The following is an 11,798-nucleotide window of genomic DNA, read 5'->3' as shown; positions in this document are numbered from 1 at the left end:
CGGTCTAAACATAAGATTCGAGCCTGATTGTCCGCTTCAGATGAATCCATCTGAAACGGTCAGGCTCCGAGGGTCCGGACGCGGATCACAAGCCTGAGAGGCGGCTCAAGGTGATCAACGATCATGTTGACGTTAACGGAATGCAGGCTTACGTTCCGGGCAACCAAGAAAACTCCGAGGGAGGACATCCAGTGCCCATGGAATTGCGCCGTCCGGCGCGCACCTTCACCATCCGCCAGCTCTGCCTGGAGTTTAAGTGCACGCCGCGGGCGCTACGCTTCTACGAGGACAAGGGCCTGCTCTCCCCCGCCCGCGACGGCATGAACCGGGTCTATTCCTACAAGGACCGCGCCCGGCTGCAGCTGATCCTGCGCGGCAAGCGGGTCGGTCTGGCCCTGTCGGAGATCGGCGAGATCCTCGACCTCTACGAGGTCGACGACGGCGGGGCGGCCCAGAACATCAAGTCGCTCACCAAGTTCCGCGAGCGGATCGTGGCCCTGGAGGCCCAGCGCCAGGACATCGACAAGGCCATCGAGGAGCTCCGCTCCGGCTGCGACGCCCTGGAGGGCCAACTGGCCCGGACCCGACCCGACCTTCTGCCCCGGGCGGCCGACTATGATCAGGTGCTGCGCGCCCGCCTGGGCGATCTCGAACACGCCAAGTAGTCTCCGGCGCCTTAGCGGCGGCGAGAACCTCAGCTAGTATCTCTCAAGGGCTCCCGACCCGTCGGGGGCCCTTTTGACAATTCCGGAGCGGACATGACCTACCAGCCCCCCGTGCGCGACCACGCCTTCCTGCTGCGCGACGTCCTGCAGATCGAGAAATACGCCGACCTGCCGGCCTTCGCCGACGCCTCGATGGACGTGGTCCAGCAGATCATCGAGGAGGCCGGCCGCTTCACCAGCGAGGTCCTGGCGCCCCTGAACGCCGTGGGCGACAAGGAAGGCTGCACCTGGCGCCCCGACAACACGGTCACCACCCCCAAGGGCTTCAAGGCGGCCTACGCCCAACTCGTCGAGGGCGGCTGGCCGGCCCTGGGCGCCGAGCCGGCCTATGGCGGCCAGGGCCTGCCCCATGTGGTGAACCTGTCGTTCTCCGAGATGAGCTCCTCGGCCAACATGGCGTTTTCCATGTATCCGGGCCTGACCCACGGCGCCTATTCGGCCATCCTCAACGGCGGGTCGGACGAACAGAAAAGTCTCTACCTGCCCAACCTGGTCTCGGGGAAATGGGGCGGGACCATGAACCTGACCGAGCCCCAGTGCGGCACGGACCTCGGTTTGCTGCGCACCAAGGCGGTTCCCCAGGCCGACGGCAGCTACAAGATCTCGGGCCAGAAGATCTGGATCTCGGGCGGCGAGCACGACATGGCCGAGAACATCGTCCACCTGGTCCTGGCCCGCATCGAGGGCGCGCCGGCCGGGGTGCGGGGCATCAGCCTGTTCATCGTGCCCAAGTTCATCCCCGACGCCCAGGGCAAGCCGGGGGCGCGCAACAGCGTCTTCTGCGCCGGCCTCGAGGAGAAGATGGGCATCCACGGCAACGCCACCTGCGTCATCCAGCATGACGAGAGCACCGGCTGGCTGGTGGGGACGGAGAACCAGGGCCTGCGCCTGATGTTCGTGATGATGAACGAGGCCCGCATCGGGGTGGGCCTGCAGGGGATCGCCCAGGCCGAGGCCGCCTACCAGGCCGCCGCCGCCTTCGCCAAGGACCGCCTGCAGGGCCGCTCGCTGACGGGGCCGAAGAACCCCGACGGTCCCGCCGACCCGATCATCGTCCACCCCGACGTGCGGCGCATGCTGATGGACAGCCGCGCCATCATCGAGGCCGGCCGCGCCTTCCTGTTCTGGACCGCCCTGCATGGCGACCTGGCCCACGCCAGCCCCGACGAGGCGGTGCGCCAGAAGGCCGGCGACTACATGGCCCTGATGACCCCGGTGGTGAAGGGCTTCCTCACCGACAAGGGCCTGAAGGTCTGTTCCGACTCCCTGCAGATCCATGGCGGCTCGGGCTTCACCGAGCACTTCCCCGCCAGCCAGTACATGCGCGATGTCCGCATCGCGCTCATCTATGAGGGCACCAACGGCGTCCAGGCCCTGGACCTGGTGGGCCGCAAGCTGGCGGCCGACGGCGGCCGGGCGGTGATGAGCTTCTTCGCCGAGATCGACGCCTTCGTCGACGCCAACGCCGGCGATCCGGCCCTCAAGCCCTTCACCGACGGCCTGGCCGACGCCAAGGCCAAGCTGCAGGAGGGCACCATGTGGCTGATGCAGAACGGCCTGATGAACCCCGACAACGCCGGCGCCGCCTCGACCGACTACATGCACCTCTTCGGCCTCACGGCGCTGGCCTACATGTGGGCCCTGATCGCCAAGACCGCCCAGGCCAAGATCGCCGCCGGCGACACCGACCCCTACTTCGCCAACAAGCTGGTGGTCGGGCGCTACTACATGCAGCGCATCCTGCCCGACGCCGGCGCCCACCTGGCCAAGCTGGTCACGGGTTCGGAGCTGATGATGGCCCTGCCGGCGGAGGCCTTCTGAACATGGCCAAGTACGTCGCCGAGGTCCTCTGGACCCTCAAGGACGGCGAGGACTTCCCCAAGGGGCGCTACAGCCGCGGCCACAGCCTGACCTTCGACGGCGGGATCGAGGTTCCCGCCTCGGCCTCGCCGCACGTGGTGGGCAAGTGGGCCGTGGAGGCCGCCGTCGATCCGGAGGAGATGCTGGTGGCGGCGCTGTCCAACTGCCACATGCTGACCTTCCTGCACCGCGCCCGCCTGGCCGGCTTCACGGCGGTCCGCTACGAGGACGCCGCCGAGGGGATCATGGCCGAGGTCGCCCCCGGGCGGCTGGGGGTCACCAAGGTCTGGCTGCGGCCGGCGGTCACCTGGCGGGGGGACGAGCCCACCGCCGAGGCCCTGGACCGGCTGCACCACGAGGCCCACGAGGAGTGCTACATCGCCAATTCGGTGACCACCGAGGTGGTGGTGGAGCCCCGCCGCGCGGTCTGACCCCAGAGCACGTCAGGCGGAGGTGGATACCGGTTCCGCCGCCCGACCGCCGGAGGTGGCGCTTTACCGATGGTTTAGGCCCCAGGGCTAAGCTGGGTCTTCAAGGGGTGTGCTCAGACCCTCACACCCAGGGGCGCCGACCATGGTGCAGGACACAACCGACGATGGTCTGGCCAAGACCATGCTGGCCCGGGCCGCCGGCATGCGCACCCGCATGGTGTTCGCCGCCGTCTACGCCGTGGTCCTGGCGCCGGTGGCCGGCTGGACCCCCGCCGCCTGCTGGATCGCCGCCTACGGCCTGCTGCACACCGGCGAATACCTCCTGTTCGCCACCGACAAGGCCCGCGCGCGGGCCTTCCGGCCCCGGCTGGCCCTGGCCGTGCTCAGCCTCAACTCCATCATCTATGGCGCCCTGGCCCTGATGGCGATCGTGGGCGGGGGCTCGGGGGGCCTGATCTGCGGCGGCCTGTTCCTGGCCGGCGCGGTCCTCAACACCGTGGTCACCAATCAGCGGTCCCAGGCGGCCTATGTGGCGGCCATGACCCCCTTCGGCGTCTATCTGCTGCTCACCGCCGGCATGGCCTGGGCGATCAGCGGGGCCTCCACCTACGGGATCGCCGTCGGCATGGTGGGCGTGCTGCTGGTCTTCTCCTCCACCATCCTGTGGCGCGCCGCCGCCGAGGCCCTCGAGGCCCAGCGCCGCGCCCGCGAGGAGGCCGAACGCGGCCGGGGCGCGGCCGAGGCCGCCGCCGAGGTCAAGTCGGCCTTCATGGCCATGGTCAGCCACGAGCTGCGCACCCCCATCAGCGCCATCCTGGCCGGGGCCGAGGTCATCGAGCGCCACGGCGGGGCCGACGCCGCCGCCGGCGCCCTGATCGCCCAGTCGGGGCGCATGATGCGCACCCTGCTCAACGACCTGCTGGACCTCTCCAAGATGGAGGCCGGGCGGATGAGCATCGAGACCGTCCCCTTCGACCTCGACGCCCTGGTGGAGGACACCACCGCCTTCTGGCGGGCCGAGGCGGAGAAGAAGGGCCTGCGCCTGGAGCGCCTGGGCGCCGAGACCCTGCCCGCCTGCGTGGCCGGCGACCCCACCCGCCTGCGCCAGATCCTCAACAACCTGATCTCCAACGCCATCAAGTTCACCGACCGCGGCGCGGTGATCCTGGCGGTGAGCCACAAGGGCGAGGCCTTCCGCTTCGCCGTGGCCGACACCGGGCGCGGCATCACGCCTGAGGAGATCTCCCGCCTCTTCGCCCCCTTCGAGCAGGCCCAGGCCTCCACCGCCCGCACCCATGGCGGCACCGGGCTCGGCCTCTCCATCAGCCGCCAGCTCGCCCGCCTGATGGGCGGGGATCTGGTGGCCGAGAGCACGCCGGGCCAGGGGGCGGTCTTCACCCTGTCCCTCGACCTGGCGCAGACCGTGGCGGAGGCCGAGCCGGCCCCGGAGGCCGAGATAGGGTCGGTGCGGGTGCTGGTGGTGGACGACCACGAGGTCAACCGGCGCGCCGTGGCCCTGATCCTGGAGCCCTTCGGGGTGGAGCTCACCGCCGTCGCCAGCGGCGCGGAGGCCCTGGCCCTGGCCGCCGCCCGGGTCTTCGATGTCATCCTGATGGACGTCTACATGCCCGAGATGGACGGTCATGAGACCTGCCGCCGCCTGCGCGCGACCCCCGGCCCCAACCGCAGGACGCCGGTGATCGCCTGCACCGCCTCGGCCAGCGCCGAGGACTGGGCCGCCTGCCTGGTCGCCGGCATGACCGACCACGTCGCCAAGCCCATCGACCCCGCCGCCCTCACCGCCGCCATCGCCCGGGTGCTGCCGGAGGCCGAGGAAGAGGACCAGGGCGCCAAGGTCGCCTAGGGTCTCCCATCCCGCTCATCGGGCCTCAACAATCCCTCCAGCCGGGCCGTCAAGGCCTCGGCGTCCTTCAGGTCGCACTCCCAGATCGTCTCCACCCGCCAGCCCAGGGCCGCGAGGGCCCCGCGGGCCGCGCCGTCGCGGGCGCGGTTGCGGGTCACCTTGGCCACCCAGTAGTCGCGGTTGGCCTTGGGCACGCGGGCGCCGCGGGCGCAGTCGTGGCCGTGCCAGAAGCAGCCATGGACGAAGATCGCCAGCCGCCGTCCCGGCAGGACGATGTCGGGCGAGCCCGGCAGGTCCTTGCGGTGCAGGCGATAGCGGGCGCCGAGCGCCGTGAGCGCCCGGCGCACCTTCATCTCCGGGGTGGTGCCCTTGCCCTTCACGGCGCGCATCACCGCCGAGCGCTTCTCGGGGCCATAGACGTCGGTCATGGCGCCAGATTGGCGGGCGTCCGCCCCAGGCGGAAGGTCCCGGTGAGCACCCGGGCCGAGATTCCCCTCAGCAGCGGCAGGCGAGACAGGGGCGAGAACAGCAGGTCCCGCACCAGGGGCCCGGCCCAGCCCCTGGACTGGAACAGCGGGGTGAGGGCTCGCGAGGCCAGCTGATAGACCGCCGTCTGCCGCCGCCGCGCGGCCTGGAACCGGGAGAGCGACACCGCCACCGGACGACCCGGCGTCAGGCGGTCGGCCAGCTCGACGGCGTCGATGAGGGCCAGGTTCGCTCCCTGGCCCAGTTGCGGACTGGTCCCGTGGGCGGCGTCGCCGATCAGGGTGAAACCGCCATTCGACCAGCGGCCGGCGGCCACGTCGCGATAGGTGGCGCGGCTGAAGTCGGCCGGTGTGCGCAGGTCCGCCAGCAGCGGCTCGGCCTGCGGCCACACCGCCAGGGCGCGCGCGCGCCAGGCCGCGAGGTCGCCGGCGAAGAATCCGTCCATCGCCGCCACCGGCAGGGACCAGAACAGGCTCACCTGGTCGCCGGTCCCATCGGGACCGGTTCCGATGGGCAGGACCCCCATCATGGTGGAGGCGCGCTCATAGCGCTGGCGCAGGGCGCCGGCGAAGGCGCCTTCGGGATCGCGGGCGTTGGCCCAGACCGCGCCCCAGGGATAGAGCGGCGCCCGGGCGCGGGGCCGGACCAGGCTCCGCAGGCGCGAGGCCGAGCCGTCGGCGACCACGGCGAGATCGAAGGGGCCATGGACGCGGCCCTCGGAGTCGCGCAGGCGCGGCCGGGCCGGGTCCTCGAGGGCCACCACCTCGACCCCGGTGCGCACCGTGACGCCGGCGGGGGCGAGCGCGGCGTGCAGCACCTGGAACAGGGTCGCGCGGTGGACGCCCAGGCCAAAGCCGCCGGGCCGCCAGGTCGCGTAGGACATGTCGAGGACGCGCCGCCCGGCCAGGTCGCGGCCGTCGAGCCGCTCGATCCGCGCGCCGGCCGCCAGCATGGCGCCGTCGAGACCGAGCGCCTTCAGGGCCGCCAGTCCCGCGGGCTGCAGCAACAGGCCCGAGCCCAGGGGCCTGGGACTGTCGAAACATTCCAGCAGGGTCACCTCATGACCCCGGCGCGCCAGGGCGAGCGCCGAGGCCATCCCCGCCACGCCGCAGCCGACGACGGCGGCGCGCAAGTCCCCTAGAGGCCGTCGAAGAGGGCGGTGGAGAGATAGCGCTCGGCGAAGCTCGGGATGATGGCCACCACGGTCTTGCCGGCGAACTCGTCGCGCGACGCCAGGTCGAAGGCCGCCGTCAGGGCCGCGCCGGAGGAGATCCCCACCGGAATGCCCTCCTCGCGCGCCACGCGGCGCGCCATGGCGAAGCTGTCGTCATTGGAGACCTGGATGATCTCGTCGATCACCCCGCGGTCGAGGATGGAGGGGACGAAGCCCGCCCCGATCCCCTGGATCTTGTGCGGACCGGGCTTGCCGCCCGAGAGGATCGGCGAGGCCTCGGGCTCGACGGCGACCATCTTCAGCGACGGCTTGCGGGCCTTCAGCACCTGGCCGACCCCGGTGATGGTGCCGCCGGTGCCGACCCCGGAGACCACCGCGTCCACCGCGCCGGCGGTGTCGTTCCAGATCTCCTCGGCCGTGGAGACCCGGTGGATCAGGGGGTTGGCGGCGTTGTCGAACTGCTGGGGCATGACCGCGCCCGGGGTGGCGTCCACCAGTTCCTTGGCGCGGGCGACGGCGCCGGCCATGCCGCGCTCGGCGGGAGTCAGCTCCAGCTTGGCGCCCAGGATCAGCAGCATCTTGCGCCGCTCGATGGACATGCTCTCGGGCATGACCAGGGTCAGCTTGTAGCCCTTGGAGGCGGCGACGAAGGCCAGCGCGATGCCGGTGTTGCCGCTGGTGGGCTCGATGATGGCGCCGCCGGGCTTGAGGATGCCGCGGGCCTCGAGGCTCTCGATCATCGCCACCCCGATGCGGTCCTTCACCGAGCCGATCGGATTGAAGAACTCCAGCTTGGCCAGCACGATCCCCTTGGGCTTCAGCGCCTTGGTCAGGTTGGGCAGGGCCACCAGGGGCGTGTCGCCGATGGTGTCGATGATGGAGTCGTAGATCTTGCCCCGTCCGGCGCGCTTGTAGCGGGCGGCGTCATAGGCGGAGGTGTCGGCGGCGTCGGCCATGGTCTGGTCTCTGGAGGGTCTCTTTGAGGCCAGACCCTAACCCCGTGGCGGGGATTTGGAAGGCAGGTTCTTGGCTCCGGAGGCCGAGGTTTTCTAAACACCTCCGTCGCCCATCAGCGCCGGGACCTATTCCGCCGCCAGCACGGCCGCGCCATCGTCGAGCAGCGGCTCAAGGATATTGGCCGCCAGCCAGCGCACCGCCGGGACCGCCACCCCGTCGCCGATGACGTGCAGGGCCGAGGTGGCCGCCACGGGCAGTTGATAGCTTTCCGGCAGGCCCATCAGGCGGGCGCCCTCCCGCGGGCTGAGCAGGCGGGTGCGGACCTTGCCCGCCTCCACCACCACCAGGGTCTGGCGCGAGGAGCCGCCGCGCGGGGTGCGCAGGCAGCCGGCCAGGCCGTCGAAGCGGGCCTCGGCGCGCTGCACCCGCACGCCGTTCTCCGTTCGCATGCGGCGGAAGAGGCCCCCCACGGCGCGGCCGCCGCCGGCCCGCAGCGTCTCGATCCGGGCGCGATGCAGGGGCGCCATCAGGGCGATCAGGGCCTCCGTGCGGGCGGGCGAATGCCAGGTTACGGCGTCGTCGGGCTCCAGCAGGCCGGCCAGGTCGGTGTTGCGGACGGCCGGCGCCGGGCCTCGCCACCAGACCCAGGCGGCGGCCAGGTCCTGCGGCAGGCGGGCATGGGCCTCGCGCACCAGGCGGCTGTGGAAGGGGCTTTCTCCGGTGAGGCCGGCGGGGACGGGCTGGCGCGTCGCCACCACGAAGACCCGGGGCCGCGACTGGGGCAGGAAGCGGGCGGCGTCGATCTCCAGGGCCCCGAAGCGGTAGCCCTGGGCGGCCAGGGCCCGGCACAGGGCGGTGAAGTCGGCCCCGCCATGGGAGGTCAGCAGGCCCGCCACGTTCTCGATCACCACCGTGCGCGGCGCGCGGCCCTCGGCGGCCAGGGCCTCCATCAACCGCCAGAAGCCGAAGAAGGCCGAGGAGCGTCCGCCCGTCAGCCCCGCGCGCGCGCCCGCCAGGCTGAAATCCTGGCAGGGGGAGGAGGCCCAGGCGAGGTCGGCCTGGCCCGGCAGGTCGGACGGCGCCAGCTTCCAGACGTCGCCCTGGCGGAAATGGTGCTCGGCGTCGGCGAAATTGGCGCGATAGGTGGCGGCCTTGGCGGCGTCGAAGTCGTTGGCGAAGGCGCAGGTCCAGGCCTCGCCCAGCCCCAGGCGGGCCATGCCGCCGCCGGCGAAGAACTCATAGAAGGGGCGTTGGGCGTTCCGACTCATCGCGCGAGAGTCTAGCCTGCTTCCGTCTCCGCGAAAGGATCGCCGCCATGCGCCCCATCGTCCTTGCCGCCAGCGTCCTGATCCTGGCCGCCTGCTCGCCCCAGGCGCCCGACGGCGCCGTGGCCCCGCCCCCCGCCGATGCGCCGGCGACGCCGCCCCCCGCAGCGCCGCCGCCGGTCGCGGCGCCGATCCCCGAGGAATTTTCCGGCGATCTCGACGCGCGCGGGACCGAGCCCTTCTGGGGCCTGCAGATCCGCGCCACCCAGATCACCCTGCAGCGTCCCGATCATCCCAACCTGGTGGCCGCCAATCCGGGCCCGACCCTGCAGGGGCCCAAGGCGGTCTGGACCACCTCGGCCGGCGCGGTCCCGCTCACCGTCACCCTGACCCTGCAGGCCTGCTCCGACGGCATGTCGGACCTGAAGTACAGCTATGCGGCGGAGGTGACGCTCGGCGCCGAGACCCTGAAGGGCTGCGCCGGCAAGGCCACGGCGATGCCGAAGGAATAGCCCACGTCATCCCGGGCGACCCGCAGGGGAGACCCGGGACCCAGGGGCCAAGCGCGCTGCTTCTGGGTTTCGACGCGGGCGGAGGAGCTTCTATGGAGCGCAACTCCTACGTCTACATCCTCGCGAGCGCCCGCAACGGGACGCTCTACACCGGTGTGACCGCAGACCTATCCCGGCGCATCTATCAGCATCGCGAGGGGCGTTCGGGCTTCACCGCCGAGTACGACGTCAAACGCCTGGTCTGGTACGAGACCTTTTCCAACATTCACGACGCCATCGACGCCGAGAAGCGCATCAAGCGCTGGCGCCGGGCCTGGAAGATCGACCTGATCGAAAAGTTGAACCCGCAGTGGTTGGACCTCTACGAAACCTTCAATTCCTGACGCCGTGCAGGTGGCCCCTGGGTCCCGGGTCTACGCTGCGCTCCGCCCGGGATGACGTGTTTTCCCTACCCGGCCCCGAGCGCCATGGTGGCGATCTGGCTCTCACCCGTGGGGGCGGCGTGCTTGTTGGGGGTCGGCAGCAGCAGGCCGACCATGACGGCGGCGACGGTGGCGGCGGCGAAGAAGGCTTTGAGCGCCATGGGGAGGGTCCTCCCGAACCCTGATCGTGCCAACAGCCTAGCTTGGCGGCGTTAACACATCGAAAAACCCCCCGATCGGGGGCGGGTTCCCGCGCCTGACCTCGCGGCGCCCTTGACCCCGCGGCCCCTCCGGGCGCCCAATTCGATCCAACGAAGAAGACGATAGGGAGAGCGCCATGGAACGGGCCTGGGACCTGGTGATCCGCAACGGCCGCGTGGTGGACGGCTCGGGCGGGGAGCCCTACGCCGCCGACGTGGCCATCAAGGACGGGCTGATCGCCCAGGTTGGGGAAGTGCGCGGCCGGGGCGCCGAGGAGATCGACGCGGCCGGCAAGATCGTCACCCCCGGCTTCGTGGACATCCACACCCACTATGACGGCCAGGCCACCTGGGATTCCCACATGCAGCCCTCGGCCTGGCATGGGGTGACCACCGTGGTGATGGGCAATTGCGGGGTCGGCTTCGCCCCCTGCAAGCGCGAGGACCACGACCGGCTGATCCGACTGATGGAGGGGGTGGAGGACATTCCCTTCCCGGTCCTGACCGAGGGCCTGCCCTGGACCTGGGAGAGCTATCCCGACTATCTCGACACGCTTTCGGCCCGCAGCTTCGATGTCGATATCGGCAGCCAGCTGCCCCACGCGGCCCTGCGGGTCTATGTGATGGGCGAGCGCGGCGCCAACCGCGAGGACGCCACCGACGCCGACATCGCCGCCATGGCCGCCATCGCCCGGCGGGCGGTGGAGGCCGGGGCGCTGGGCTTCTCCACCTCCCGGACCCTCAACCACCGCACCAGCGACGGCCAGCCGACCCCGACGCTCACCGCCTCGGAGGCCGAGCTCACCGGCATCGCCATGGGCCTGGCCGCGGCCGGCAAGGGCGCCCTGCAGTTCGTCTCGGACTTCAACGACCCGGCGCAGGAGTTCGCCATGCTGCGGCGGATCGTCGAGGCCTCGGGGCGTCCGCTCTCCTTCTCCCTGGTCCAGAACCCCCGCCAGCCGCGGCAGTACGAGTTCCTGCTGGAGCAGCTGCGCGAGGCCAATGAGGCCGGCCTGCAGATGAAGGCCCAGGTGGCCGGGCGGCCGGTGGGCATCCTGTTCGGGCTGGAGCTGACCCTCAATCCCTTCACCAGCCGGCCCAGCTACCAGGCCATCGCCAAGCAGCCGCTGGCCGAGCGGGTCGCCAAGCTCCGCGACCCGGCCTTCCGGGCCCAGCTGTTCGCCGAGGGCGCGGCCGCCGATCCCGCCTTCGCCGCCAACATGACCCGCAACTGGGGGATCATGTTCCTGATGGGGGAGGAGCCCGACTACGAGCAGACGCCGGACCGCACCATCGCCGCGATGGCCGCCGCCCAGGGCGTGACGCCGGAGGAACTGGCGCTGGATCACATGCTCTCCAACGATGGCCGGGGCATGCTGTACCTGCCCTTCCTCAACTATGCCGACGGCTCCCTGGACCCCAGTTTCGAGATGCTGACCCATCCCGACACCGTGCCGGGCCTGTCGGACGGCGGGGCCCATGTGGGGATGATCTGCGACGGCAGCTTCCCCACCTCCAACCTCACCCACTGGACCCGCGACCGCACCCGGGGCGCGAGGCTCTCCCTGCCGCTGATGGTCAAGATGCAGACCCGCGACACCGCCGAGGCGGTGGGCCTGTTCGACCGCGGCCTGATCGCGCCTGGCTACCGGGCCGACCTCAACGTCATCGACTACGAGCACCTGACCCTGAAGGCGCCCTCGGTGGCCTATGACCTGCCGGCGGGCGGGCGTCGGCTGATCCAGCGGGCCGACGGCTATGTCGCCACCATCGTGGCCGGCCAGGTGACCTATCGGAACGGCGAGCCCACCGGCGCCCTGCCCGGCCGCCTGCTGCGGGGCAGCCAGGCGGCCCCCACGGCCATGGCGGCGGAGTAGCCACGGCCAAGCTTTGCTGAACGAT

General features: G+C 71.1%; 12 protein-coding genes. 7 read left to right on the top strand and 5 right to left on the bottom strand.

Features of this window, described 5'->3' with window-relative positions; genetic code table 11:
• The first annotated feature begins 197 nt into the window (after positions 1–197).
• The 4 genes from AC1RN5_RS16970 to AC1RN5_RS16955 all read left to right on the top strand — a co-directional run bounded on the left by AC1RN5_RS16970 (position 198) and on the right by AC1RN5_RS16955 (position 4,880).
• Positions 198–665, top strand: a complete 468-nt coding sequence (locus AC1RN5_RS16970) for a MerR family transcriptional regulator (RefSeq protein WP_421933831.1) — start codon at positions 198–200, stop codon at positions 663–665.
• Positions 666–758: 93 nt separating this feature from the next.
• A complete protein-coding gene (locus tag AC1RN5_RS16965; protein WP_493042316.1) occupies positions 759–2,546 on the top strand; it encodes an acyl-CoA dehydrogenase C-terminal domain-containing protein in 1,788 nt (595 codons plus the stop codon).
• 2 nt (positions 2,547–2,548) lie between these two features.
• Positions 2,549–3,016: an OsmC family protein gene (locus AC1RN5_RS16960; protein WP_493042315.1), complete on the top strand. Its 468-nt coding sequence runs from the start codon at positions 2,549–2,551 to the stop codon at positions 3,014–3,016.
• A 142-nt stretch (positions 3,017–3,158) separates the two neighbouring features.
• The gene (locus AC1RN5_RS16955) at positions 3,159–4,880 is read left to right on the top strand and encodes an ATP-binding protein (RefSeq protein ID WP_493042314.1); all 1,722 of its coding nucleotides are present in this window, start codon (positions 3,159–3,161) and stop codon (positions 4,878–4,880) included.
• Here AC1RN5_RS16955 and AC1RN5_RS16950 read toward each other — a convergent pair.
• The 4 genes from AC1RN5_RS16950 to AC1RN5_RS16935 all read right to left on the bottom strand — a co-directional run bounded on the left by AC1RN5_RS16950 (position 4,877) and on the right by AC1RN5_RS16935 (position 8,765).
• Complete coding sequence (locus AC1RN5_RS16950; protein ID WP_493042313.1) at positions 4,877–5,308, bottom strand: very short patch repair endonuclease; 432 nt, start codon at positions 5,306–5,308, stop codon at positions 4,877–4,879. The two genes, AC1RN5_RS16955 and AC1RN5_RS16950, sit on opposite strands and share 4 nt — an antisense overlap.
• Complete coding sequence (locus AC1RN5_RS16945; RefSeq protein ID WP_493042312.1) at positions 5,305–6,498, bottom strand: FAD-dependent oxidoreductase; 1,194 nt, start codon at positions 6,496–6,498, stop codon at positions 5,305–5,307. The genes AC1RN5_RS16950 and AC1RN5_RS16945 overlap by 4 nt, the downstream gene beginning before the upstream one ends.
• A 5-nt stretch (positions 6,499–6,503) precedes the next feature.
• A complete protein-coding gene (cysK, locus tag AC1RN5_RS16940) occupies positions 6,504–7,496 on the bottom strand; it encodes a cysteine synthase A (RefSeq protein ID WP_421933826.1) in 993 nt (330 codons plus the stop codon).
• A gap of 126 nt (positions 7,497–7,622) precedes the next feature.
• Positions 7,623–8,765, bottom strand: a complete 1,143-nt coding sequence (locus AC1RN5_RS16935; protein WP_493042311.1) for a DNA cytosine methyltransferase — start codon at positions 8,763–8,765, stop codon at positions 7,623–7,625.
• A gap of 47 nt (positions 8,766–8,812) precedes the next feature.
• Here AC1RN5_RS16935 and AC1RN5_RS16930 point away from each other — a divergent pair, with 47 nt between their 5' ends.
• Together AC1RN5_RS16930 and AC1RN5_RS16925 are read left to right on the top strand one after the other, a co-directional pair.
• Complete coding sequence (locus AC1RN5_RS16930; RefSeq protein ID WP_493042310.1) at positions 8,813–9,274, top strand: COG3650 family protein; 462 nt, start codon at positions 8,813–8,815, stop codon at positions 9,272–9,274.
• A gap of 92 nt (positions 9,275–9,366) precedes the next feature.
• Positions 9,367–9,657, top strand: a complete 291-nt coding sequence (locus AC1RN5_RS16925) for a GIY-YIG nuclease family protein (RefSeq protein WP_493042309.1) — start codon at positions 9,367–9,369, stop codon at positions 9,655–9,657.
• Between the two features lie 65 nt (positions 9,658–9,722).
• Here the strand turns inward: AC1RN5_RS16925 and AC1RN5_RS16920 are convergent, their stop codons facing one another.
• Positions 9,723–9,857 carry a hypothetical protein gene (locus AC1RN5_RS16920; protein ID WP_493042308.1) on the bottom strand — a complete coding sequence of 45 codons (135 nt, stop codon included), beginning with the start codon at positions 9,855–9,857 and terminating at the stop codon, positions 9,723–9,725.
• 176 nt (positions 9,858–10,033) lie between these two features.
• Between AC1RN5_RS16920 and AC1RN5_RS16915 the strand changes: the two genes are divergently transcribed.
• On the top strand, positions 10,034–11,773 hold the full coding sequence (locus tag AC1RN5_RS16915; RefSeq protein WP_493042307.1) for an N-acyl-D-amino-acid deacylase family protein: 1,740 nt from the start codon (positions 10,034–10,036) through the stop codon (positions 11,771–11,773).
• Positions 11,774–11,798: the final 25 nt, after the last annotated feature.

Source organism: Phenylobacterium sp. GW821-FHT12F10 (assembly GCF_058806695.1).
The sequence above is the reverse complement of the archived record's forward strand: the minus strand, read 5'-3'. Positions and strand labels throughout refer to the sequence as shown.